General features: G+C 71.6%; 24 protein-coding genes. 19 read left to right on the top strand and 5 right to left on the bottom strand.

The window, feature by feature from the left end; translation table 11 throughout:
* Positions 1–306: 306 nt before the first annotated feature.
* A complete protein-coding gene (locus tag QJ852_00410; protein ID WGX96906.1) occupies positions 307–528 on the top strand; it encodes a hypothetical protein in 222 nt (73 codons plus the stop codon).
* Positions 525–959: a PIN domain-containing protein gene (locus QJ852_00415; GenBank protein WGX96907.1), complete on the top strand. Its 435-nt coding sequence runs from the start codon at positions 525–527 to the stop codon at positions 957–959. Before QJ852_00410 ends, QJ852_00415 begins: the two co-directional genes overlap by 4 nt.
* Positions 960–1,352: 393 nt before the next feature.
* On the opposite strand, the gene QJ852_00420 is transcribed toward QJ852_00415, so the two are convergent.
* Together QJ852_00420 and QJ852_00425 are read right to left on the bottom strand one after the other, a co-directional pair.
* Positions 1,353–1,916 carry a hypothetical protein gene (locus tag QJ852_00420; GenBank protein ID WGX96908.1) on the bottom strand — a complete coding sequence of 188 codons (564 nt, stop codon included), beginning with the start codon at positions 1,914–1,916 and terminating at the stop codon, positions 1,353–1,355.
* 213 nt (positions 1,917–2,129) lie between these two features.
* Positions 2,130–3,113 carry a hypothetical protein gene (locus tag QJ852_00425; protein ID WGX96909.1) on the bottom strand — a complete coding sequence of 328 codons (984 nt, stop codon included), beginning with the start codon at positions 3,111–3,113 and terminating at the stop codon, positions 2,130–2,132.
* 345 nt (positions 3,114–3,458) lie between these two features.
* Here QJ852_00425 and QJ852_00430 point away from each other — a divergent pair, with 345 nt between their 5' ends.
* On the top strand, positions 3,459–4,787 hold the full coding sequence (locus QJ852_00430; protein WGX96910.1) for an amidohydrolase family protein: 1,329 nt from the start codon (positions 3,459–3,461) through the stop codon (positions 4,785–4,787).
* Between the two features lie 48 nt (positions 4,788–4,835).
* On the opposite strand, the gene QJ852_00435 is transcribed toward QJ852_00430, so the two are convergent.
* Positions 4,836–5,345 carry an Lrp/AsnC family transcriptional regulator gene (locus tag QJ852_00435; GenBank protein WGX96911.1) on the bottom strand — a complete coding sequence of 170 codons (510 nt, stop codon included), beginning with the start codon at positions 5,343–5,345 and terminating at the stop codon, positions 4,836–4,838.
* 179 nt (positions 5,346–5,524) lie between these two features.
* Here QJ852_00435 and QJ852_00440 point away from each other — a divergent pair, with 179 nt between their 5' ends.
* From QJ852_00440 to QJ852_00460, 5 genes are all read left to right on the top strand, one after another.
* Entirely contained in the window at positions 5,525–6,598 is a 1,074-nt protein-coding gene (locus QJ852_00440) for a Glu/Leu/Phe/Val dehydrogenase dimerization domain-containing protein (protein WGX96912.1), read from the top strand.
* A gap of 97 nt (positions 6,599–6,695) precedes the next feature.
* Positions 6,696–7,820, top strand: a complete 1,125-nt coding sequence (locus QJ852_00445) for a thiamine pyrophosphate-dependent enzyme (protein ID WGX96913.1) — start codon at positions 6,696–6,698, stop codon at positions 7,818–7,820.
* Positions 7,820–8,815, top strand: a complete 996-nt coding sequence (locus QJ852_00450; protein WGX96914.1) for an alpha-ketoacid dehydrogenase subunit beta — start codon at positions 7,820–7,822, stop codon at positions 8,813–8,815. Before QJ852_00445 ends, QJ852_00450 begins: the two co-directional genes overlap by 1 nt.
* Positions 8,808–10,004, top strand: coding sequence for a dihydrolipoamide acetyltransferase family protein (locus QJ852_00455; GenBank protein WGX96915.1), 1,197 nt, complete (start codon positions 8,808–8,810; stop codon positions 10,002–10,004). Before QJ852_00450 ends, QJ852_00455 begins: the two co-directional genes overlap by 8 nt.
* A 15-nt stretch (positions 10,005–10,019) precedes the next feature.
* Positions 10,020–10,283, top strand: coding sequence for a hypothetical protein (locus QJ852_00460; GenBank protein ID WGX96916.1), 264 nt, complete (start codon positions 10,020–10,022; stop codon positions 10,281–10,283).
* Here the strand turns inward: QJ852_00460 and QJ852_00465 are convergent.
* The gene (locus QJ852_00465) at positions 10,270–10,938 is read right to left on the bottom strand and encodes an FCD domain-containing protein (protein WGX96917.1); all 669 of its coding nucleotides are present in this window, start codon (positions 10,936–10,938) and stop codon (positions 10,270–10,272) included. The genes QJ852_00460 and QJ852_00465 overlap by 14 nt on opposite strands.
* Positions 10,939–11,064: 126 nt before the next feature.
* Between QJ852_00465 and tcuA the strand changes: the two genes are divergently transcribed.
* The 11 genes from tcuA (at position 11,065) to QJ852_00520 (ending at position 23,909) form a co-directional block, all read left to right on the top strand.
* Positions 11,065–12,537, top strand: a complete 1,473-nt coding sequence (tcuA, locus tag QJ852_00470) for an FAD-dependent tricarballylate dehydrogenase TcuA (GenBank protein ID WGX96918.1) — start codon at positions 11,065–11,067, stop codon at positions 12,535–12,537.
* Between the two features lies 1 nt (position 12,538).
* Positions 12,539–13,915, top strand: a complete 1,377-nt coding sequence (locus QJ852_00475; protein ID WGX96919.1) for an MmgE/PrpD family protein — start codon at positions 12,539–12,541, stop codon at positions 13,913–13,915.
* Positions 13,916–13,920: 5 nt separating this feature from the next.
* Positions 13,921–15,057, top strand: a complete 1,137-nt coding sequence (locus QJ852_00480; GenBank protein WGX96920.1) for a 3-isopropylmalate dehydrogenase — start codon at positions 13,921–13,923, stop codon at positions 15,055–15,057.
* 53 nt (positions 15,058–15,110) lie between these two features.
* Positions 15,111–16,742, top strand: a complete 1,632-nt coding sequence (locus QJ852_00485) for an ABC transporter substrate-binding protein (protein ID WGX96921.1) — start codon at positions 15,111–15,113, stop codon at positions 16,740–16,742.
* Between the two features lie 54 nt (positions 16,743–16,796).
* Positions 16,797–17,804 (top strand): ABC transporter permease, encoded by a 1,008-nt coding sequence (locus QJ852_00490; protein ID WGX96922.1) that lies wholly within the window; start codon positions 16,797–16,799, stop codon positions 17,802–17,804.
* A 2-nt stretch (positions 17,805–17,806) separates the two neighbouring features.
* The gene (locus QJ852_00495) at positions 17,807–18,715 is read left to right on the top strand and encodes an ABC transporter permease (protein ID WGX96923.1); all 909 of its coding nucleotides are present in this window, start codon (positions 17,807–17,809) and stop codon (positions 18,713–18,715) included.
* On the top strand, positions 18,712–19,707 hold the full coding sequence (locus QJ852_00500) for an ABC transporter ATP-binding protein (protein WGX96924.1): 996 nt from the start codon (positions 18,712–18,714) through the stop codon (positions 19,705–19,707). Before QJ852_00495 ends, QJ852_00500 begins: the two co-directional genes overlap by 4 nt.
* Positions 19,704–20,702: an ATP-binding cassette domain-containing protein gene (locus QJ852_00505; protein ID WGX96925.1), complete on the top strand. Its 999-nt coding sequence runs from the start codon at positions 19,704–19,706 to the stop codon at positions 20,700–20,702. Before QJ852_00500 ends, QJ852_00505 begins: the two co-directional genes overlap by 4 nt.
* A gap of 42 nt (positions 20,703–20,744) precedes the next feature.
* Positions 20,745–21,434, top strand: a complete 690-nt coding sequence (locus QJ852_00510; protein ID WGX96926.1) for an FCD domain-containing protein — start codon at positions 20,745–20,747, stop codon at positions 21,432–21,434.
* Between the two features lie 39 nt (positions 21,435–21,473).
* Positions 21,474–22,670 (top strand): MFS transporter, encoded by a 1,197-nt coding sequence (locus QJ852_00515; protein WGX96927.1) that lies wholly within the window; start codon positions 21,474–21,476, stop codon positions 22,668–22,670.
* Between the two features lie 93 nt (positions 22,671–22,763).
* Positions 22,764–23,909 (top strand): serine hydrolase, encoded by a 1,146-nt coding sequence (locus tag QJ852_00520; GenBank protein ID WGX96928.1) that lies wholly within the window; start codon positions 22,764–22,766, stop codon positions 23,907–23,909.
* 14 nt (positions 23,910–23,923) lie between these two features.
* On the opposite strand, the gene QJ852_00525 is transcribed toward QJ852_00520, so the two are convergent.
* Positions 23,924–24,610: a hypothetical protein gene (locus QJ852_00525; protein ID WGX96929.1), complete on the bottom strand. Its 687-nt coding sequence runs from the start codon at positions 24,608–24,610 to the stop codon at positions 23,924–23,926.
* Positions 24,611–24,624 lie beyond the last annotated feature (14 nt).

The following is a 24,624-nucleotide window of genomic DNA, read 5'->3' on the forward strand; positions in this document are numbered from 1 at the left end:
CCACATTCGGCTCCTGACCGGCATCGAGGAAGGCACCCGACTCGGGTACACCCGACGCTGGTCCCGCACCTGGAGTCCGATCCTCGGCCGGACCCGGGCCGACCTGCTTACGGCCGACGACTTCGTCTTCGTATCGACGCGGGCCGCGCGCTGCACAACGCCGACTTCGCGACCCACGACTGGCGCAAGCTGACGAGCGCCCTCGAGGCGGAGGGAATCGGATGCTTCCGGTTCCGCGACCTGCGGCACACCCACGTCGCCTGTTCTTCCTGTGCCTCGCCCTATCGCTCACCTACAGTGGATGTCGTGACCGCGAACCGCGACGAGCTCATCCACCTGATCGAAGGCATGCCCGATGATCAGGTTGACGCGCTGCTCGCGGACGCCCGCCGGCTCAGCTCGTCGAAGCCCAAGGGCACGTGGCCTCCGAAGTTCGCAGGCATGATCAAGGACGGACCGGACAACGGCTCAACGCCGGAGTACGTCAACACCGTCCTCGCCCGCGGCTTCGGAAGCGAACGCCGGTGATCGTCTGCGACACCGGGCCCTTCGTGGCACTGTCCAACGTCAAGGACCGCTACTACGAGGTCGCCAACGACCTGTTTCGAGCACTTCACATGACCGGCGAGCAGATCGCGTTGCCGCCGACCGTGCTGGCAGAGGTCTGCTACTGGCTCAACGAGCACGGTGGACCGTCTGTTGAGGCTGCCTTCCTCGACGCGGTCGCCGACGGAACCTTCACGCTGGTCGAGTTGACACCGGCCGACGTCGAGCGGATGGCCCAGTTGGTCCGGACCTACTCGTCGTTTCCGCTGGGCGGCACCGACGCTTCCGTCGTCGCGGTGGCCGAGCGGCTTGGCATCCGAGAGATCGCGACCTTCGACCGGCGACACTTCCCGTCGCTGAGGCCGGCGGCTGGAGGCCACTTTGCGTTGCTGCCCGAGACGCTCGGTAGTTGAGTTCGTCCCAAATTTTCGCTCGGCGTGTCAGCTGGATGCGGCCCTGCCGTCGTCGGCCCACGCCTCGCTTACGTGCGGAGCGAGTTGAGGTCCTGAGGGACACGACGGGTGAGGGGGCTCCATGTTGGAGCGAGGGAAGAGATAGGCAACGAGAGCGATGACGACGCTCAACAGACCAATCAGGAGGTTGGCCATCTCCCAACGGCTCACCTTCTGTTGGTGGAAGGCAGGCGTGCGTGGGGGCGCGACGGCCGCCGCGATCTGGGGCGGGTGACTGCAAGGCATGGCGAGAACTCCTCGTGAACGAGGTTGTTCCCACGGCGGCCCATTGCTCGAGGGAGGGTGCAGCGCAATCCGCTAGGCGATGAAACTCACGATACAGGCGCGTAGGCCCTAGGGAGCGATTCGGGCGCCGTGTGTTGCTCGGAGGACATGGATCAGCTCGGCGTGATCGACGAAGGACACCACCAGCCACCGCTTCCGACAGCCCGAGCATGACGCAACCCCATGGACATGCGGAGCTTCGTCCCGCACACCATGGAGCGGGTAGCCGTTGCTCCGGAGTTCGAGCACACCGCGGTGCTCCAATGGAACCCGCTCGGGCTTGTGCGTTACCCAGACCCTGCTCGTTGGGATGTGCACCAACAGCTGGGCAATCGTGCGCCGGTCGCGGCAGTCGCACAGGAGCTGCTCTTGGATTCGCCAGTCCTCCTTGGAGTTGGCGAACTGAACGACCGCCTCCCGATATCGATCGTCTTCGACATGACGTCCGCTGTGCGGCGGGAGAGCGGCGTAGGGCCACTGCCCAGCGATCTCGTATGTGGTCACCGGGTCGCCGACCGCGAACGGCACATTGACGTCGATTCCCTCGCGCAGCACGACATAGCCATTGCCTGGGGACTTCTGTCCGTTGTCGCCGGAGTGACTCAGACCCGATCTCGCCAGTTGCTCACCCACGGTGTGACGTTATCTCCGGTGCCCGACACTTCGGTCGGTAACGCGGTACCGCCGACGGAGTCGGAACCATCTGACCGTGGGGCGAAGGTGGATCTGAGCTGGTGCCAACCGGTCCTGATTTGGACCCTTCCAGATCCGGTCCATCAACTCCACGGGATGAGTCTCAGCGTTTCGCACCGGCCCATCCTTCCTGCGAAAGAAGTCAGCGTGGCCTCAACACGTCGGGCCTTGGTACGCAGTCAGGGGGTAGGCGGAATCGACGATCTCCATGGCCGCCTCCAAAGCGGCCCGAGACTCCTCGGCCGTGGGGATGGCCCCACGGTGAGCGGCACCGTTGCGCGGCTTCATGAGGCGATTGCCGAGGTCCTCCGGCAGGGCGGCGCCCCCGAGCTTCTTCAGCAGCTGCGAGGTCCCGTTCAGGGCCTGATACTTGTTGAAGAGGAGGTCGACGAACTTGTCGGGTATTCCAGCGACTTCGTCCCGGGCCATCTTTACGATCGCGAGCTCTGCGGCGGTGCCGGCGTCGATGACTGCCAGCCGCCGGGAGCCGGCGTGGTGCGCAAGGCGCGCGTCCCGGATCAGCAACCACTCCAGCGGCGGCGGGCCGGACTTCGCATGCCCGAGCATCGCCTGGAATGTGTCCTTGGCGACCGCGAAGGGCGCGTCGGCGCCGGGAGCCTGGGGAACCTCGATGGGGACCTCGCTGCGGCGGTAGATCCGCTTCACAGCGTCACCGTCTTTGACCCACACGGGGTGATGCGGACCGAGAAGCAGCGCCTTGCCTTGTCCCGAATGCACCTGACGGTTCAGGACCTCGATCCAGTCGCAGACCACTGGCCAGAAGTCGTCCATGGTCTCTAGGAGCCGGTTTGCCGCCTCCTGCTCAGACCCATCCGGAGCTTCAACCGCCAACCCGAGAGCTGAGACCCACGCCGTCCTGGACTCAGGGCCATCACGCTCAAGGCCGTTCTCCATGCCCCACTCGACCTTTGTCAACAGTGAGGAGAGCCCGTCGTCGTCGAAAACGTTCACGAGCGCCGGTGGCACCAGCAGTGGCCAGTTTCGGGTCTTCTCAGACCGCGGGAACCGGATCGTGAGCTGCAGCCCGTCCAGGTCGACCACGAAGTCGGTCCCCAGCATGACGAACTCGACGCCAACAGTGTGCGGCAGCTCGAAGTAGGTCTCGACCAAGCTCACTCCCCCGACGTTAGAGCAGGCACGCCACTCGCTGAAACCGGGCTTCTAACACCCTTGTGGTCGGTCGCCTTCGCGCGCTAGGCACGGGGGAAGTCCACGTTCCTAGCCGCGTGGTCCCTCCCTGATCGGTACAGGCCTGGTGCACACGGCCTCTGTTGCCGACCTCTCCGGGCCTTCGTCCGCCCTGCGGGTACCCAGCTCCAGCACCACCGCCAGCAGCCCGATCGGGGCATCAGGAACCCTGATGCTCACACCCAGGGAGTCGGGGCTTGGCTCCCTTGCCGTGCCTCATCGGACGGGCAAGGATCCGACTTGTCCACGCGAGCCCATCAGGAGGACTCAGACATGGAGGCCCGCCGACCCGGTGCAGCGACCAGGAGGCCCCTCGTCATCCGAGGGGGGACCATCCTGACCTTCGAGGGGCGCGCTGTCCGCCCCGTCCGCGGAGACCTCCTCGTCGACGACGGCTCGATCGCCGAGGTCGGAGGAGCGATCACCTCTCCCGGGGCGGAGGTGATCGATGCGACCGACATGCTCGTCATGCCGGGGATGGTGGACTCCCATCTGCACCTGTGGAGCTCGCTCGGGCGCAACTTCGTGAACTCCGCGAGTGACTTCTACGCGGCGAAGGGCAGGACCGCGGAGCACTACTCGCCGGACGACTTCTACCGCAGTGTGAAGCTCGGCCTGACCCAGTGCATCGACGCGGGGATCACGACCGTGCACAACTGGTCCCACAACACGCGGTCTCCGGAGCACGCCGAGGCGGAGCTCAGGGCGCACCTCCACACGGGACTTCGCGCACGGTACTCCTACGGCCACCGGGACGGGCTGGCTCGCGACGAGGTGTTCGGCTTCGGGGACGTCGACCGGATCCGCGAGACGTGGCTCGACGCCGACGACGCCTTCGAGGGGCTGATGACCCTGGGCGTCAACCTGCGCGGACCCGACGGCAGCGACGAGGAGGTGTTCGCCGCCGAGATGGTCGAGGCGAGGTCACGAGGACTGCCGGTCTCCATCCACGCCGGACAGACCTCCACCACCGTTCGTGCGGCCGAGCTCGCGCGACGCGGACTGTTCGGGCCGTCGATGCTCGTCGCCCACTTCCTGTCAGCCACACCGCAGGACTGGGCGGCGATGGCCGGTGAGAACGCGTCCTTGGCGTTCGCGGTGCTCTCCGAACTGCGTCTGGGCCGGACCGGCGCGGCCCACAGTGCGTTGATGCAGGCCCGCGCCGCCGGGGTCAACGTGTCGCTCTCGACAGCCCTCGGGCCGACCAACCTCTTCGAGGTGATGAACGTGGTGTTCCATCTCGGGATCCCGTGGTCGGGCACGGCGACCGAGGCATGTCCCGACCTGTCCTTCGACGATGTCTTCGCCATGGCCACCCTCAACGGCGCCGCCGCGCTGGGGCTCTCCGACGTCACCGGGTCGATCGTCGTAGGGAAGCGGGCGGACATCGTGCTCGTACGTGCGACCGACCTGAACCTCGCCCCCATGGGCGCCCCGGTCGGAGCACTCATCCGGTTCGCTTCTCCGGCCAACGTCGACACCGTCATCGTGGACGGCCGTGTGCTCAAGCGGGCGGGCACCCTCGTCCACATCGACGTCGACCAGGTCGTCGCCGAGGCTCGGGAGTCCGCCGAGTCGGTCCTGGCGAGGGCCGCAGGCTAGGTGCCCGCATGGGGGACGGGCGACACCCACGTCCTGTGATGCTCGCCCTCAGTGCACGTCCGGCGACGGCGTCGACCGCCCCCAGCCCGCGTCGGCGGTGAGCTTCGCGAGGGCCGGCTGGGCGCGGTAAGGGACGGGGGTCGAGACGGTGAAGGTGGAGGTCGTCTTGCGGACGCCCTCGATGCCGACGATCGCGGCGGTCAGGGTCTGCAGGGCCTCGAGGGACTCGATGGCGACGCGGACGAGGAGGTCCTCGCGGCCGGCCTGGATCCGCACCTCGAGGACCTCGGGCAGCGCGGCCAGGCCGTCCACGATCGGCGCCATGAGGCGCTGGTCGATCTCCAGGGTGACCAGCGCTTGCACGGCGAGGCCGACCGCGTCGAGGTCGATGATCGGCTGGTAGCCGAGCAGGATGCCGGTCTCCTCGAGGTGCTTGAGGCGCTGCTGGACGGTGACCCGGCTGACGCCGAGGGAGGCCGCGATCTCGGCGACGCCGGGCCGCGCGGTGGCCGCGACGCGTCCGAGGATCTCGGCGTCGAGTCGGTCGATGGTTGCCACGGTGCTCAGCTCCCGGTACGTCGATCAAGGTGGAGATTTCAAGAAAGCATAGTTGTGCGGCATCCGCTTGACTGATGTGACAACCAAATCCACGATCGTCGTATCCCGAACACCCACTCCTCGGGACCGTAGGCCACAAGCCGGGCGGCGACGAGGTGAGACCAAGGAGCGCGCTCCTCATGCCGACGACCACCCCCGTCGAACCCCTCGCCGTCTTCGACCGCAGCGACGATCTCGCCACGGCCGGCCACGAGCAGGTCGTCTTCTGTCGCGACGACCGGAGCGGACTGCGTGCGATCATCGCGATCCACTCCACCCTCCTCGGACCGGCCCTCGGCGGCACCCGGTTCAAGGCCTACCCGCACGAGTCGGCAGCCCTCGTGGACGTCCTGCGGCTCTCGCAGGGCATGACCTTCAAGGCCGCCCTGGCCGGCATGCCGCTCGGTGGCGGCAAGGCCGTCATCATCGGCGACCCCGACACGCTGAAGACGCCCGAGCTGCTGGCGGCGTACGGCGGCTTCGTCGACCGGCTCGCCGGGCACTACGTCACCGCCGCCGACATCGGTACGACGGACGCGGATCTCGACATCGTCGGGACCCGGACCCGCCACGTCACCGGCCGCACCCGGGCGGGAGGCGGGTCGGGCGACAGCGGCCGGTCCACCGCCACCGGGGTCTTCGAGGCCATGCGCGCCGCCGCCGAGCTGGTGTGGGGCGACGACGGCCTGCGCGGTCGCCGGGTCGGCGTCGAGGGCGTGGGGAAGGTCGGCCGGCACCTGGTCGACCTGCTCCTGGCCGCGGGGGCCCGGGTCGCCGTGGCCGACGCCTCGCCCGCCGCCCTGGCGCGGCTGCGCGCCGACCAGGGCGCCGCCGTGGCGGTGCTGCCCTCGGTCATCGACGCGGACGTCGACGTCTACGCGCCGTGCGCCCTGGGCGCGACCCTCGACGCCGGCAGTGTCGGCCGGCTCCGGGCGCGTGTCGTCTGCGGCGCGGCCAACAACCAGCTGGCGTCGGCCGAGGTCGACGAGCTCCTCGCCGCGCGCGGCATCGTGTGGGTGCCGGACTACGCCGCCAACAGCGGCGGCCTGATCCAGGTCGGCGGCGAGCTGCTCGGCTGGTCGGCCGCCGAGGTCGAGCACCGGATCCACGACGTCGGCCTGACCGTCCGCGGGATCCTCACCACCGCCGCGGCCACCCTGCTGCCGACCGGTCGAGTGGCCGACGAGCAGGCCCGCGCCCGCCTGAATCGCTGACGCCCACCCCGTCCGCCCGTCCGTCCGCACCCGCCGACGCCACCCGTCGGCGCGCACCCGCGCACTGCCCGCGACCCGTCCCGTGGAGGAGCACGCCATGTCCCACCCCGCCCTGAACCAGACCCCGGCCCCGCCGGCGACCCGGACCGATCCGTCGGCGCTGGCTGCCCGGGTCCCGCTGCAGCTGGTCGGTCCCGACGGCCGGCTCACCGAGGCCGGGCACCTCCGGGGCGTCGACGTCGACCTCGCCCGGCGCCTGTACCGCGACATGGTGCTGGCGCGGGCGCTGGACCGGGAGGCGGTCGCCCTGCAGCGCCAGGGCGAGCTCAGCCTGTGGCTGCAGTGCGAGGGCCAGGAGGCGGCGCAGGTCGGCTCGGTCCACGCCCTCGCCGACCGCGACCACATCTTCCCGAGCTACCGCGAGCACGCGGTGGGGCTGGTCCGCGGACTGACCCCGGCCGAGCTGCTCGCCCAGTGGCGCGGGATCGCCCACGCGGGCTGGGACCCGGCCGAGCACCACCTGCACTTCAACTCGCTGGTGCTGGGCACCCAGACCCTGCACGCCGTCGGGTACGCGCTCGGGTGCCGCCTGGACGGCGACGACTCCGTCACGGTCGTCTACTTCGGCGACGGCGCCGCCAGCCAGGGCGACGTCAACGAGGCGTTCAACTGGGCCGCGACGATGGCGCTGCCCGTCCTCTTCGTCTGCCAGAACAACCAGTGGGCGATCTCGACGCCGACCAGCAAGCAGTTCGGCACCAGCCTGCACGACCGTGCGGCCGGGTTCGGCCTGCGGTCGTGGTGGGTCGACGGCAACGACGCGCTGGCGGTGCACGCCGTCACCACGGAGGCGGTCGAGAGCGTCCGCCGCGGCCAGGGACCGGCCCTGGTCGAGGCCGAGACCTACCGGATCGGCGGGCACAGCACGTCCGACGACCCCAAGCGCTACCGCACCGACGAGGAGCTCGACGCGTGGCGGCGCCGCGATCCCCTGGCCCGGCTGCGCACCGCGTTGACGGACCTCGGCGTCGAGGCGGCGTGGTTCGACACCGTCGACGCCGACGGACGGGAGCTCGCCGCGCGCACCCGCGCCGAGTGCCAGGCCCTTGCCGGGCCAGACCTCCGCGACCTCTTCGCCGAGGTGTACGCCGACCCGCACCCCGTCGAGCGCGAGCGCGCGTCGTACGAGGCCCATCTCGAGCTGACGGGACGTGGTCGGTGATGGCGGTCCTCCCGCTCGGCAAGGCACTCAACCTCGCGATGCGGCGCTCCCTCGCCGAGGACGACCGCGTCGTCGTCCTCGGCGAGGACATCGGCACCCTCGGCGGGGTCTTCCGGGTCACCGACGGCCTCGCCGCGGAGTTCGGTCCCGATCGCGTCATCGACACCCCGCTCGCCGAGTCCGGCATCGTCGGCACCGCGATCGGCCTGGCCCTGCGCGGCTTCCGGCCCGTGTGCGAGATCCAGTTCGACGGCTTCGTCTATCCCGCCTTCGACCAGATCGTCAGCCAGCTCGCCAAGATGCGGGCGCGCTCGCGCGGCCGGGTCCGGCTGCCCGTCGTGATCCGGATCCCGGCCGGCGGCGGCATCGGCGCGGTCGAGCACCACAGCGAGTCCAACGAGGCGTACTTCGCGCACACGGCCGGGCTGCGGGTGGTCTCGTGCTCCAACCCGCAGGACGGCTACCGACTCCTGCGCGCCGCCATCCGGAGCGACGACCCGGTCGTCTTCTTCGAGCCGAAGCGCGCGTACTGGGACAAGGGCGAGGTCGACCTCGAGGCGAGCCCGGCGTCGCTGGACCGCGCCCTGGTGCTCCGCAAGGGACGCGACTGCACCCTGATCGCCCACGGGCCGAGCGTGAAGGTGGCGCTCGCCGCGGCCGAGGCGGCGGAGGAGGACGGCGTCTCCGTGGGCGTGGTCGACCTGCGCTCGATCTCCCCGCTCGATGTCGAGACCCTGCAGCGCTGCGTGGCGGAGACCGGCCGCGCGGTCGTCGTGCACGAGGCGTCGACCTTCCTCGGGATCGGCGCCGAGATCGCCGCCGTCGTCACCGAGGGCTGCTTCCGCGAGCTGAAGGCCCCCGTCCAGCGGGTCGGCGCCTACCAGCTCCCCTACCCGCCCGCCCACGTCGAGGACGCCTTCCTCCCCGACGTCGACCGCGTGCTCCTGGGGATCGACCGGTCCCTGAGCTTCGGAAGGACGGCCGCGCATGTCTGAGCCGCAGGTGTTCCACCTCCCCGACGTCGGCGAGGGCCTCACCGAGGCCGAGGTCGTCGCCTGGCACGTCCGGGTGGGCGACGAGGTGGCGGTCAACGACGTCCTGGTGGACGTGGAGACCGCGAAGTCGGTCGTCGAGCTGCCCTCGCCGTACGCCGGCACCGTGCTCGAGCTGTACGCCGAGCCGGGCCAGGAGCTGCCCGTGGGCGCCCCGCTGATCGCGATCGGGAGCGCCGCGACTGCGGCGCCGCCGGGGCCGGAGCGTGCGCCGGAGCCCGAGCCGGAGCCGGAGCGTGCGCCGGAGCCCGAGCGTGCGCCGGAGCCGGAGCGTGCGCCGGAGCCGGAGCCGGAGCCCGAGCCCGAGGCGGAGCCGGCCGCGCCGGCGGTGCTCGTGGGCACCGGGCCGCGGGCGGCGGTAGCCCGGCGCGTGCACCTGTGTCGGCCGGAGGAGCCGGCCTTCGAGCGCGCACCGGCCGCGAGCGCCGTACCGGCGTCCGCCGACCGGCGGATCCCGGTCAAGGGGGTGCGCCGGGCGACGGCCGAGGCGATGGTGCGCTCGGCGTTCACCGCGCCGCACGCGACGATGTGGACCACTCTCGACGTGAGCCCGTCGATGCGGCTGGTGCGCCAGCTGCGCGCGGACCGCGGCTGGCGCGACGTGCGGGTGAGCCCGTTGCTGATCGTCGCCCGCGCCACCGCGATCGCCGTCGCGCGCCACCCGGAGATCAACGCCTCGTGGGACGACGCGGCGCAGGAGATCGTGCTCCACGGCACTCTCAACCTCGGCATCGCGGCGGCGACCCCGCGCGGGCTCATGGTGCCCCACGTCAAGGACGCCGGGTCGCTCTCGCTGCGCGAGCTGGCCGACGCGATCGACGACCTGGTCGCCCGGGCGCGTGCCGGGAAGCTGGCGCCGGCGGACATGGCGGGCGGCACGCTCACGCTGACCAATGTCGGGTCTTTCGGGGTCGAAGGGGCGACACCGATCCTCAACCCGCCCGAGGCGGCCATCTTGGCGCTCGGCGCGATCGAGCAGCGGCCCTGGGTGGTCGACGGCGAGCTCGGCGTACGCGAGGTGATGACCCTGTCGATCTCGATCGACCACCGGCTGGTCGACGGCGAGCTGGGGGCGAGCGTGCTGCGCTGCGTCGCCGACATCCTGAGCGATCCCGCTCGGGCGCTGCTGTAGCGGTCGGTGGCCGTGATGACCGACGCCGGCGGCCCCGGTCGGCTCGCGCGCCCCACGGTGCTGCGGGTGACGGCGGGCGGCGAGGAGGCGCTGCTGCTGCGGATCGCCTCCCTCGTCGCCCACTACGACGTGCGCCGCTTCGTCCTCGACGCCCGGCCGGACGGGTCGACCCGGGTCCGGATGGAGCTCGGGGGCACGCCGGCCGATCCGTCGGCCGGACTGCTCGAACGGCGGCTCGGCCGCATCGTCGGCGTCACCGAGGTGGTCAGGACAGGCTGAGCCTCAGCGACTGCAGGTGGTCGCGACTCAGGGTGCGGGCGAGCTCGGGCTCGCGGGCGACGATCGCCTCCAGCACCTGCGCATGCGCGCCGTGGTCCTCGTTGCCGCCGAACTCGTGCTGGAGGCGCAGCATCTCCACCATGGCCTGGCGCTGGCGGGGCGTGAAGTCGTCGAACAGCCCGAGCAGGATCTCGTTGTGCGAGGCACTGAGGATGCTGCGGTGGAACGCCAGGTCGGCGTCGACGAGCTCCTCGATCGACGACCGCGACTCCTCGCGGTGCTGCAGGGCGCGGCGCATCCGCCGGATGTCGGAGGGGGTGCGTCGCTCGGCGGCGAGGGCCGCGGCCTCGGCCTCGATGGAGATCCGGGCCTCCAGGACCGTGGTGATGTCGGCCCGGCGCAGCACCAGGTCCCAGTCCTCGTCGACGTCCAGCGAGATCACGAAGACGCCGGCACCCTGCCGCGTCTGCAGGACGCCCAGTCCCGCCAGTTGACGGATGGCCTCGCGCACTGTCGACCGACCGACGCCGAGCTGCGGACCCAGCGTGGTCTCGGCCGGGAGCTTGGCGCCCAACGCCCACTCGCCCGAACGGATGCGCTCGAGCAGGGCCTCGGCGGTCTGGTCGGCCAGCGAGTGACGGCGGATGGGCGGCACGGAACTCATCCTACTCCTCTACTTGTCTGAGGAGTCAGGGTGGCGCAGAATCGTCCTCCACCCCTTGACGCGGGCCGAGCAGCATAGATATAAACATCAGATGTTCAGCCCAATGAAAGGACAGTCATGAATCAGGAACGACGGGTGGTGGTCGTCGGCGGCGGCAACGCCGGCCTGGCCGCGGCGATCGCGGCGGCCGAGCGCGGAGCGCGCACCGTGCTGCTCGAGAAGGCGACCGAGGCCGAGGACGGCGGCAACAGCCGGTTCACCGCAGGGCTCATCCGCTTCGGCTTCAACGACAAGGGCGAGGTCCGGCAGTTCCTGCCCGACATGCCCGAGGACGAGTGGCAGTCACTGCGCATCAACACCTACGACAACGAGCGGTTCCACTCCGACCTCATGGTCAAGTCGCAGGGCAAGGCCGACCCCGACCTCACCGACTGGATCGTCACCGAGAGCTACAGCGTCATGGAGTGGCTGCAGAGCCACAACGTCCGGTGGCGCACGCTGACCTACATCCCGAACGCGCGGGAGACCGGATTCGCCGACGGCATCGTCCTCGAGGCCGACGACGGCGGTCCCGGCCTGGTCCGGATGGAGACGGCGGAGGCCCGGCGCCTCGGCGTCGACATCCGCTACGAGAGCGCCGCGACCGGCCTGGTGACCGACGACGAGGGCGCCGTCGTCGGCGTGACCGTCAAGGGTCCCGACGGGAAGACCTACACCGAGGAGGGCGCGGTCGTGCTGGCCTCCGGCGGCTTCGAGGCCAACCCGGAGATGAGGTCGCGCTATCTCGGACCGGACTGGAACGTCGTGAAGGTCCGCGGTGTGCGGTTCAACACCGGCGAGATGCTCGACGCGGCGGTTCGACTCGGTGCGCTGCCCTACGGCCACTGGGCCGGGGCGCACTGCTCGCCGATCGACCCCGACTCCCCGGAGATGGGGACCCTGGAGAGCAGCGACGAGACCAACAAGCTCTCGTTCAGCTACGGCATCTCCGTCAACGTCCACGGTGAGCGCTTCATCGACGAGGGTGCCGACTGGAACACCAAGATGTACGTCTCGATGGGCAAGGCCGTCGCGGCCCAGCCGTTCGGCCGTGCCTTCCAGATCTTCGACGCCAAGACCGCGCACCTCGTCGACCAGCGGTACGAGCCGGGTGCCGCGGTCGTCACCGAGAGCATCGAGGAGCTGGCCGACCGGCTCGGCATCGACCGCGCCGGGCTGCTCGCCACGGTGGCCGAGTTCAACGCCTCGGTCGCCCACGACGCGCCCGAGTTCGACTCCACCGCGCTCGACGGCCGGGCGACCCGGGGGATCCAGCCGCCGAAGAGCAACTGGGCCAGCCCGATCGAGCACGGGCCGTTCACGGCCTACGAGGTGGTCACCGGGATCACGTTCACCTTCGGTGGCGTGAAGGTCAACCGCGATGCCCAGGTGCTCGACATGTCGGACCGCCCGATCCGCGGTCTGTACGCCGCGGGGGAGACGACCGGCGGGTTCTTCTTCTACCAGTACCCGGCCGGCAGCGGACTGATGTGCGGCGCCCTGACCGGTCGCGCCGCCGGCTGGCACGCGGCGACGGGGCACGCGGGCTGACATGACCACCGCAACCGGCACGACACACGACACGGTCACCGGGCGACTGGCCCGGCGGGTGGCGAGCCTCGGCGCCGCCGATCTGTCCGGACCGGTCGCCGAACGCCTGCGGGCCTGCGTGATCGACTGGGTCGCCTGTGCCGTCGCCGGGGCCGGCCAGCCCGGTCCGGCTGCGCTCCGCCGCGCCGAGCTCGCCGACTCCGGTCGGCGGACGTCCACGCTCGTGGGCGGCCGCCGCCGGGGCTCGGTGGAGCTCGCAGCCACCCACAACGGGTTCGCCAGCCACGTGCTGGAGCTGGACGATGTGCACCTCCCGTCGCTGTCCCACGCGTCCGCGCCGGTCCTGGCCGCCGCCCTGGCGGTCGGCGAGGAGGTGGGCGCGCCCGCCGACGAGGTCGGGCTCGCCCTGCTCGCCGGCTACGAGGCGATGGCCCGCATCGGCCGGCCGGTCGGGCAGCGGATGATCAGCGAGCGGCACGTCCATCCGACCGGCTTCCTCGGGTACTTCGGGGCGGCGACCGCCGCCGCGCGGCTGTACGGGCTGGGCGAGGAGCAGCTGGTCGCGGCCTGGGGGATCGCCGGCGGCCAGGCGGGCGGGCTGACCGAGGTGCGCGGCACCATGTCGAAGGCGTACTTCGCCGGCCACTCCGCCGGGGGCGGGGTCCGGGCCGCCCGGCTGGCCCGCGAGGGCTTCGGAAGTGCCCGAGACATCGTCGGCGGACCGAGCGGCATCTGGGCCGCGTTCGGCGCCGACCCGGACGCCGTCGATCCGGACGCCACCCACCTCGGTCCCGATGGGCCGGCCGTGCTCGAGAACACCCACAAGCTGCACGCCTCCTGCGCCCTGGGCCACCCGATGATCGACGTCGTCCTCGCCGCGCGGGCCGCCGGACCCGCCCCGACCGCCCTGCCGCGGCGCCTGGAGCTGCACCTGCCCGTCGAGGCCGCGACGTACCTCGACCGGCCGGAGCCGGTCAACGGCCTCGACGCCAAGTTCTCAGCGCAGTACTGCGCCGTGGTCGCCTGGACCGACGGCCTGGTCGGCCCGGCGCAGTTCGAGGACGCCCGGGTCGTGGACGCCCACGGATCGATGCAGCGCGTCGTCATCGTGCCGCGCCCCGAGTTCGACCTCGCCCGGGCCGAGGTGCGCGTCCACGACGGCACCGGCCTCGCGACGTACCACTCCGGGGCCGGGCCGGCGGCCGGAGCGCGGACCGGTCCCGCCCTCGACCAGCTCGAGGCGAAGTTCGTCGCGCTCGTCGCGCCGGTGCTCGGCCCCGACGAGACCACCGATCTGCTGGCCGCGCTGCGCGCGTGGCCCGACCTCCCGCTCGCCGAGCTGTGCCGGCGAGTCGCACCCGACGCCACCCAGGAGTGAGAGCCATGACCGACTGTCGAGATGCCGAGACCGGCGCGACCCACCACGTCGGCGTCCTGCCCGGCGACGGGATCGGCCCCGAGGTCGTCGCGGCCGCCGTCCAGGTGCTCGACGCCGCGGAGTCGCGCTGGTACTTCCGGACCCGCCGCTCGTGGAGTCCGCTGGGCACCACGGCGTACCTGGAGCACGGCGGCGTGGAGCAGCAGGAGGTGGACCGACTCGCCGAGACCGACGCCGTCCTGCTTGGCGCCATCGGCGACCCCCGCCTGCCCGCCGGCGTGCTGGAGCGCGAGCTCCTGCTCCGGCTGCGCCGCGAGTTCGACCTGTACGCCAACCTGCGCCCGGTCCGGCTGCGTCCCGGGGTCCTCTCGCCGCTGCGGTCGGTCACCCCGGCCGAGTGCGACCTGCTGGTCGTCCGGGAGAACACCGAGTCGCTGTACTGCAACGCGGGCGGCGCGGTCCACGTCGGCGGCACGGCGGAGATCGCCACCCAGGAGTCGATCAACTCGAGGCATGCCGTCGACCGGGTGCTGCGCTTCGCCTTCGAGGCCGCCCTAGAGCGTCGGCGGCACGTGACCCTCGTCCACAAGGTGAACGTCCTGGAGTACGCCGGTGGCCTCTGGCAGCGGCGCTTCGATGCGATCGCGGCCGAGTACCCCGACATCGCGACGGCGTACGTCCACGTCGACGCCGCCTGTCTCTACCTCGTGACCGACCCGGGTAGGTACGACGTGGTCGTCACCGACAACCTCTTCGGCGACATCTTCTCCGACCTCGGTGCCGGCATCCAGGGCGGCATCGGGCTCAGCGCGTCGGCGAACCTCGATCCCACCCGGTGCGCACCCTCGCTGTTCGAGCCGATCCACGGCTCGGCGCCGGACATCGCCGGCCGGGGCGTCGCCGACCCGGTCGGAGCGATCCTCAGCCTCGCGCTCCTGCTCGACTTCCTCGGGGAGAAGGACGCTGCCCAGGGCATCTCGGACGCGGTCGACGACCACCTGCTCGCCCGGGCCGGCGGTCCGTCGGGGGCGACCGTGGAGGTCGGCGCCGACATCGCCGCTCGGGTCGTGGGTCCGAGCGTCCCGTCCCCACTCGCCGGCCGGACGGAGACGTCCGCGCCCTCTCGGTACTTCTTCCCGTGACGCCGCGGCGCCGGGAGACCACAAGATCAGCCACACACAACCGGAGGTGGCCCGTGAGGCCGAACGCATTGCTCGCTATTGCCCTGATATCCGGCCTGCTCGCGGCGGGCTGCGCCACCGACGACGACGGCAGCGCCGACGGCGCCAACCTGGTCGTCGGCACCGTGAGCGACCCGGTGGCCCTCGACCCGGCGCAGGTTCTCGACCAGGAGTCGAACCGGGTCGCCACCCAGATCTTCGAGTCGCTGGTGACGATGAAGCCCGGCACGGGCGAGGTCGTCGCGAACCTCGCCACGTCGTGGACCGCGTCCGAGGCGGCGGACGAGTGGACCTTCGAGCTGCGCGACGACGTCGAGTTCCACGACGGTACGACCTTCGACGCCGAGGCCGTGTGCTTCAACTTCGACCGCTGGTACCACTTCGAGGGGATCCAGCAGTCCGAGGGCCTGGCACTCTTCTGGAACGCGGTCATGGGCGGCTTCGCCGACGGCAGGAGCCCCTCGTTGTACGAGTCCTGCGAGGTCGTCGGCGACCACGAGGTGACCTTCCACCTCACGCGGCCGAGCGTGTCCTTCCTCGCCGCGCTCGCCGTGTCCGGCTTCGGCATCGCGAGCCCGACGGCGCTGGAGAAGTACGGCGCCGACGACGTGGGCGGCAGCGAGGAGGCACCGGTCTTCAACGGCACCTTCGCCACCGAGCACCCCGTCGGCACCGGGCCGTTCGTGTTCGACTCGTGGGAGCGCAACTCCCGCCTCCAGTTGGTCGCCAACGAGGACTACTGGGGTGACCCGCCCGCGATCGAACGGCTGGTCTTCGTCCCGATCGCCAATGCCGCGGCGCGGCGGCAGGCGCTGGAGGCCGGTGACATCGACATGTACGACCTCGTCGACCCCGAGGACGTCGACGTGCTGCGCTCCCAGGGCTTCCAGCTGCTGGAGCGGCCCGGCTTCAACGTGGGCTGGCTGGCGATGGACCAGCGGGTCCCGCCGTTCGACAACGAGAAGATCCGCCAGGCGGTCGCCTACGCGCTCAACCGGGAGGAGCTGGTCGGGGCGAAGTACCCGCCGGGAGCGGAGCTTGCCGACCAGTTCATCCCGCCCAGCCTCTCGGCGCACGCCGACGACGTCCCGCAGTACCCCTACGACCCTGAGCGGGCCGAGCAGCTGATCGCGGAGTCTGGCCTAAGCGGCGCCGACCTGACCATCACCTTCGCCTACTTCTCCGATGCCTCGCGGGCGCACACCCCCGTGCCCCAGGCCGCCTTCGAGGCGTTCCGTCGAGACCTCGAGGCCGTCGGCTTCAAGGTCGAGCCCAACCAGCTCCCGTTCTCGCCGGACTATGTGGCCGCGGCCTTCTCGGGCGGCACCGGTGGCATGTACCTCCTCGGTCGCAACGGCGACTTCGCCGACCCCGCCAACTTCCTCAACCAGTACTTCGGCAAGTTCAACGAGGAGTTCGGCTTCGAGGACCAGGAGCTGTTCGACCTGCTGGCCCGCGCCGAGGGTGAGGTCGACCTCGACGAGCGCGACCGGCTCTACCAGGAGGCGAGCCGCCAGGTGATGGAGATGGTCCCGGCGGTACCGATCGCGCACGTCGGCACCTTCCTCGCGATGAGCCCGGACTTCGAGGGCTACGTGCCCAGCCCGGTCTACGTCGAGCCGTTCAGCCTCGTCCGGACGAAGTGACGGGAGCGCGATCGTGCACCGCCGTCGACATCTGCTGAGGGAGAGGGGAGCGCCATGCTGAGGCTGGTGGGCCAGCGACTGGCCCAGACCGCCCCGATCCTGTTCGCCCTGTCCCTGGCGGTCTTCGCCTGGGTCCGGGCACTGCCCGGCGGTCCGGCCAACGCGCTCCTCGGGGAGCACGCGTCGCCGGAGGCGATCGCCGAGGTCAACGCCGCCTATGCGCTGGACGAGCCGATCTGGACCCAGTACTGGAGGTTCGTGGTCAAGCTCGTCCAGCTGGACCTCGGCTCGTCGATCCGCACCCGGCAGCCGGTGATGGACGAGATCGCCTCCCGGTTCCCGGCCACCGTCGAGCTGACCGTCGCGGGCCTGCTGATCGCGGTGGTGGTGGGGGTGCCGCTCGGCACCCTCGCCGCGAAGTACCACGGCCGGTGGCCCGACCGGCTCTCGGTCGTGGGCTCCCTGCTGGGGATCTCCATCCCGGTCTTCTTCCTGGCACTGCTGCTGAAGTACGTGTTCGCGGTCGAGCTGGGCTGGCTGCCGGCGTCGGGTCGGCTCGAGCCGACCAGCCAGGCGGCGCATCCGACCGGGTTCTACGTGCTCGACGGCATCCTGACCCGGGACGGCGCGGCGGTCGTCGACGCGCTGCGGCACCTGCTGCTGCCGGCCCTCGCCCTCGCCTCGGTCCCGCTGGCGATCATCTCGAGGGTCACCCGGGCCTCACTGCTCCAGGTGCAGACGGAGAGCTACATCCGCACGGCGACCGCGAAGGGCCTGGGCCCGCTGCGCTTCAACGTGCACCACCTGCTGCGCAACGGGCTGCTGCCCGTCATCACGATCGTCGGCCTGCAGGGCGGGATCCTCCTGTCCGGCGCGGTGCTGACCGAGACGGTCTTCAGCTGGGGAGGCATGGGCAGCTGGATGCTGACGTCCATCCAGTACCGGGACTTCCCGGCCATGCAGGCCGGGATCCTCTTCCTGGCCCTGATCTTCGTGCTGGTCAACATGCTGGTCGATCTGACGTACCTGGTGATCGACCCCCGACTCAAGCGAGCGGAGTAGAGATGGCACTCGTTGATCCCGGACGGATCGTCGCCGGGGCACCATCCCGGGTCCGGCGGCGGGGCCTGCGCCGGCTGGCCCGCGTCGGCTCGCCGGTCACCGCCGTCGGCGTCCTCCTGGTCGGGACCCTGGTGGTGGTCGCGATCGCGGCGCCGCTGCTCGCGCCGTACTCGCCGACGGAGATCGACCTCGACGGCATCAGGGCCGGATCGCTGCCCGGGCCGAGCGCCGAGCACTGGCTCGGGGTGGACCCGCTCGGGCGGGACCTGCTGTCGCGGCTGATCTACGGCACCCGCACCTCCCTGGTGATCGCGGTCGCCGCCGTGGCCGTCGGGCTGGTCGGCGGCGTCACCCTCGGCGGGCTCGCCGGCGCGCTCGGCGGCTGGGTGGACGTCGTCACCATGAGGATCGTCGACGTCATGCTCTCGGTGCCGGGCCTGCTGTTCGCCATCGCGGTGGCCGCGATGCTCGGGCCCAGCCTGCGCTCGGTGATCCTGGCGCTGGGGATCGTGAACATCCCCATCTTCGCCCGCCTCCTGCGCAGCTCGATCCTCAGCGAGCGCAGCTCGCCGTACGTCGAGGCCTGCCGCGCGATGGGTCTCTCGGAGCTGCGGATCGTGTGGCGGCACGTGCTGCCGAACTCGCTGGGGCCGCTGACCGTGGCCGCGACGCTCGCGCTCGCGACGGCGATCGTGGACGCGGCCGGACTGGCCTTCCTGGGACTGTCGTCCCCCGACCCGGCCATCCCCGAGTGGGGCAAGATGCTCGCCGAGACGCAGAGCTATCTCTCGCACGCCCCGCACCTGGCCATGTTCCCGGGAGCGGTGATCACCCTCTCGGTCCTCGGGTTCTATCTCGTCGGGGAGGCTCTCCAGGAGCGCCTCGACCCTCGTCTGAAGGACCGCTCATGAGTCTGGTGACCGTCAACGACCTGTCCATCGAGTTCGGGCGAGGGGGAGCAGCGGGCGGCGTACGGGCCGTCGACGCGGTCGAGCTGGCGATCGAGCCGGGCCGGACCTACGGCCTGGTCGGGGAGTCCGGCTCGGGCAAGAGCATGACCGCGATGGCGATCCTCGGGCTGCTGCCGCGGTCGGCCCGGGTCACCGGGAGCGTCACGTTCGACGGACAGGAGATCACCGGCCTGCGGGCCCGGGCCCTGCGCGAGCTGCGGCGTACTCGGATCGGCGTCGTCTTCCAGGACCCCATGACGTCGCTGAACCCGACGATGACCCTGGGCAGCCAGGTCGAGGAGATCTTGAGGTTCGACCCGGGCATCGGCGGTCGGCGCGAACGACGGGACCGCGCGGCCGGCCTCCTCGACGAGGTCGGGCTGGCCGACCCGGCCCGGCGTCTCGGCGAGTACCCGCACGAGATCTCCGGGGGCATGCGGCAGCGGGTGATGATCGCGATGGCGATCGCCAACCGGCCGAGCCTGCTGATCGCCGACGAGCCGACGACCGCCCTGGACGTCACCGTGCAGGCGCAGATCCTCGAGCTGCTGCAGCGGCTGGTGGCCGACCACGGCACCACGCTGCTGATGATCACCCACGATCTCGGCGTCGCGGCGGGCGTCTGCGACGAGATGATGGTCATGTACGGCGGCCGCATCGTCGAGTCGAACAGCGCGCACGGGCTCTTCGCCGACCCCCGGCACCCCTACACCCAGGCGCTGCTGCGGGCGGTGCCGCGGATCGACGGGGCGGAGGCCGTGGAGCCGATCGCGGGCTCCCCGGTGTACGCACCGGACTGGCGGGCCGGATGCGCCTTCGCGCCCCGGTGCGCCCGGCGCGACACGGCCTGCGTCGGCGAGGTCGAGCGCCTCATCGCACCGCGCCCGGTCGACGGCGTGCGGTGCGTGCATCCCGGGCCGGTACCGGTCCCTCTGGAAGGAGCCCTCTCATGACCGTGTTGAGCGTGCGGGACCTCCGGGTCGAGTTCGGCGGTGGCGGGTCCTTCCGCCGCAGGACTCCTGCGCTCCGCGCCGTCGACGGCGTCGGCTTCGACGTCGCGGCCGGGGAGACGCTGGGGCTGGTCGGCGAGAGCGGCTGTGGCAAGACCACGACCGGTCGCGCGGTGCTGGGGCTGGTGCCGGGGGCGTCGGGCGACGTCGCCATCGGCGGTGAGGTCGTGCGTACCGCGAACGGCCGCCGGAACCGGAGGATCCCCCGGTTGGCTCAGATGATCTTCCAGGACCCGTTCTCCACGCTCGACCCGCGGATGAGCGTCGGCGCGGCGGTCGCCGAGCCGCTGCGCTTCCACCGGATCACCAGCACCGTCGCCGACACCCGCCGGCGGGTCGCCGAACTCCTGGAGCTGGTAGGGCTACCGGACTCGGCCCAGGGCAAGTACCCGCACCAGTTCTCCGGCGGGCAGCTCCAGCGGGTCGGGATCGCGCGCGCCCTCGCCGTCGAGCCGCAGCTCCTCGTCGCAGACGAGCCGGTCTCGGCGCTGGACGTGTCCATCCAGGCCCAGGTGATGAAGCTGCTGCGGGACCTGCAGCAGCGCACCGGGATCTCCATGCTCTTCGTGGGCCACGATCTGGCCGTCGTGAAGCACGTGTCGCACCGCATCGCGGTGATGTACCTCGGCCGGATCGTCGAGATCGGCGCGGCGAGCGAGCTGTTCACGACGCCGGCCCACCCCTACACGGCAGCGCTGCTGTCCGCGGTGCCGGTCCCCGACCCGACCCAGGAGCGGACCCGCGAGCGGATCATCCTCCGGGGCGACCCACCCAGCCCGCGCGACACCCGTGCCGGCTGCGCCTTCGCCCAGCGCTGCCCCTGGGCGCGCCCGGAGCGCTGCCACGACGAGACCCCCGCGCTGCGGGAGACGGCGTCCGGCCGTCTCGTCGCCTGCCACTTCGCGGAGGACCTCGTGCCGGAGCTGACTTCGGTGTAGGTATGCTCATCTGTTGTTATGCCGTTGGTGGTGGGAGGCACGATGAACAGATCGATCGCGCGTTCGGTCGATCACCGATCCCTGGTCGGTGCGGTCGCGGACGACCTCGTCCAGTGGCTGCGCGAGGGGCATGTGCCCGTCGGTGGCCAGCTGCCGACGATGCCGGTGCTGATGGAGGAGTTCCAGGTCGGCCGCTCGACCATCCGCGAGGCGGTCAAGTCGCTCGCGTACGCCGGGCTGCTCGAGGTCACGCCCGGCCGGGGCACCTTCCTGATCGCGCACCCCGACTCGACCGAGTCCTGGTCCTCCCACCTGCGCCGCGCGGAGGACGGCCAGCTCGACGACCTGCGCCGGACGCTGGAGGCGCAGATCGCGCGCTTCGCCGCGACCCGGCGTACCGCCAAGGAGCTCAAGGCGATCGAGAGCGCCTTCGAGGCCTGCCGCGAACAGGCCGCCTCCGGTGACGCGGCGAAGGTCGCCGAGGCCGACTTCCAGTTCCACATGGCCATCTGCGCGGCGGCGAAGCACGACCTCTACACCTTCCTCTACCGCGGTCTGCGCGAGGTGGTGCGCGACAACGTCAAGAAGCGCGCGCCCTCCGACCTGGCCCCCGTGCTCAAGGGCGTCAGCAGCAACCACGGCGCCCTGCTGGAGGCGATCCGGGATCGGGATGTCGAGGCGGCCGAGGCCGTCTGGACCGACGCCCACGACTGCCTGGACCCGAAGGGCTGAGCCCGGGCGACGCCGCCTCCCCTGCCCGGGGGGCGGGTCGTGACGGCCGCGGACCCGGCCGACCGGGCCTGGGCCCCGGTGCTGGTGGCCTTCGCGGTCGCGGTGCTGGGCGCGGTGCCGCAGTTCCTCCTCGGTGCGCTCAGCCCGCTGATCACGGCGGAGGGGCACCTCGACCTGATCGCGGTCGCGACCGCGATCCTGGTGATGAACGGGGCGGCCGCGGTGGCCTCGCCGACGATGGGCGGCCTGCTCGCCCGCGTCGGTACGACCTGGGGGATCCGCGCCCTGGTGGGGCTCTCCGCACTGGGCGGGACGGCGCTCGCCCTCGGCGTACCGGGTCGCGCCGGCCTGCTCGGGGTGGCGACACTCTTCGGGCTGAGCCTGGCGATGTCGCAGCCGCTGGCCAACAGCATCCTGATGGCCCGGGTCGCCCCGCACCGGCACGGGCTCGCCTTCGGCCTCAAGCAGGCCGCGACCCCTGCCGCCGGTCTGCTGGCGGGTCTCTCGCTCCCGGCGGCCTCGGCGCTGCTCGGCTGGCGCGCCTGCTTCGGCGCCCTGGCCGTGACCTGCGCGCTCGGCCTCGCCGCCTCGGCCCGATCGGGTCATGGCGGCCGGCCGGTCCGCCCGCGTCGTGAGCAGCGGGGGAGCGATCCGCGCGGCTGGCCGCGCGGGAGCTGGCCACGGTTGCTGATGTGGACCGGCGCGGCCGGCCTCGGCAGCGCCGCCTTCGTCTCCACCGCGACCTCTGTGGTGAGCCTCGCCGTCTCGGCCGGGGCGAGCCTGGCCTCGGCCGGCCTCCTGCTCACCCTGGTCAGCGCGGCGTCGGTCGTCGGGCGCATCGGTGCGGGGATCGTCGTCGACCGCCGGCGCATCGACTCCCTGCGCCTCGTCGAGGTGCTGATGCTCGCGGGCGGCGCATGCGTCGCGGCGCTGCTGGTGGCGCGCGCGGCCCCGGCCGGGTTCGTGGTGCTCGCCGTGCTGATGGGACTCTCCGCCTGGTCGTGGAACGGCCTGTTCCACCACGGCGTCGCCACGTCCTTCCGGGAGCGGGCCCTGCAGGCGACCGGGCAGACGCAGGTGGGGCTGTTCGGCGGCGCGGCCGTCGGTCCGCTCCTCTTCGCCGTCGTGGCCGAACGCACGACGGCGGAGTTCGCCTGGCTGGGGTGCGGTCTCGCGCTCGCCTTCGCCGCCGGGTTGATCCGGCTCGGTCGGGCGCTCCGCGCACCGTCGGCCTAGGACGAAGAATCTCCAGATCGCGACGGTGGCTCGACCACGGCGGCACCCTTGCCATGATGTGCCCGCACGGATCCGACGAGCGGGGAGACCCTGATGGCCAGACGAATCCTGATCGGCCTCCTGGTGGCTGTCGTCGTGGTGGTGGGCGGCGCCTATGCGGGCACTGCCCTGCTGGGCGTGGTGCCGCCGCACACGCTGCTGCGGATCCAGACCACGGAGCCGTCGCGATGGGGCGACCTGTTCCCCGCGCGCACGGTCGAGGCCGCGCCGGGTGACCGGACGGCGCCAGCGGCCGCGCCGCCGGCCGGGGAGGTGCCGTGGAAGGGGAGGACGGTCCCGGTCCGGGAGTTCCTGACCTCCACGGACACGGTGGCGTTCGTCGTCGTCCGCGACGGCCAGGTCACGCAGGAGTGGTACGCCGACGACGTGGACCCCGGCACCCGGCTGTCGTCGTGGTCGGTGGCCAAGTCGTTCGTGTCGCTGCTCGTCGGGCAGGCGATCGGGCGCGGTGAGCTCGCCGAGGACGACCGGCTGGTCGAGCTGCTCCCGGAGCTCGAGGCCGGCACGGCGTACGACGAGGTGACGGTGCGCGACCTGCTCGACATGACGGCGGGCATCGACGTCCCCGAGGACTACAACGCGTACTGGCCCTTCACCGGCACCGCGCGGATGTACATCACCCGCGACCTCCCGGAGTTCGTCGCCGACCACCGCGAGGTCGACAGCCGGCCGGGCACCGAGGGCGTCTACCGCAGCGTGGACACCGAGCTGCTGGGACTGATCCTCGAGCAGGTGACGGGCAGGCACCTGGCCGACCTGCTGGAGACCGACCTCTGGCAGCCGATCGGCGCCGCGGCCGACGCGACCTGGAGCCTCGACCGCGAGGACGGCAGGGAGAAGGCCTTCTGCTGCATCAACGCCACCGCCCGCGACTACGCCCGCATCGGCCAGCTGGTCCTCGACGGCGGCCGGGTCGGTGACCGGCAGGTGGTCCCGCAGGAGTGGATCACCCGCATCTCCACCCCCGCGCCGCTCCCCGTCGACGACTGGGGCTACGCGGCCCAGTGGTGGCATCCGACGGGCGGAGACGGCAGCGACCTGTCCGCGATCGGTATCTACGGGCAGTACATCTACGTCAGCCCACGGACCGGCACCGTGGTCGTGAAGCTCAGCGACTACGGCACCGAGCAGGACGAGCAGGAGACCATCGACGCCTTCCGGGCGATCGCCGAGGGGTGAGCGCTCGGGCCTCCTCACGGCAGCAGGGTGCGGCCCTGCCAGGTGCCGTGCTCGGACAGCGGGCGGAACCGCATGAACGCCGACTCGTGGTGGAACTCCCGCCGCCGCTGCTCGGCCATGGCCACGGTGTGCGACGGGGCCTCGGCGACGTCGTCGCGACGGCCGTGGACCATCGAGGTCATCTCCCGGACGCTCGTCCAGATCGAGAACGTCGAGAAGGTGCGCGGCGGGCGCATCGCGGCGGTGGAGAACACCGCGGCGGGGTGTCCGGCGACGAGTCGCTCGACCGGCCGGCCCCAGTGCAGGAAGCGGGGCAGCTCGGGCAGCCGGAGGCGGGCGAGGGTCACGGCGACGACCGGCTCGTCCTGGTCCCAGTCGCCGGCGCGACGGGGCAGTGGGGCGAGGGCGGCCACCTCGCCGTACCGCCGGAGGTACTGGAGCCGGACATGCCAGCCGGCGGCGAGTCGGCGCCCGAGCGCGTCGGTGCCGAGATAGCGGTCGAGGGCGGCGGCGTCGTCCCAGGCCGCGAACACGGCGAGGCGCCGCAGCTGGAGCCGTTGGGGCGACACGATCGGGGACCCGAGCCGCATCATCGCCAGGCACTCGGCGTGCCGCAGCCCCGGGACGTCGTCCGGGGGCCGCAGCAACGCACGCGCCGTCACCGTCGCAGGGAGCTCCGCGAGGTGGAAGGAGTGCAGCATCGGCTCATTGAACC

It is taken from the genome of Nocardioides sp. L-11A (assembly GCA_029961745.1).
In the GTDB taxonomy this organism is placed as follows: domain Bacteria; phylum Actinomycetota; class Actinomycetes; order Propionibacteriales; family Nocardioidaceae; genus Nocardioides.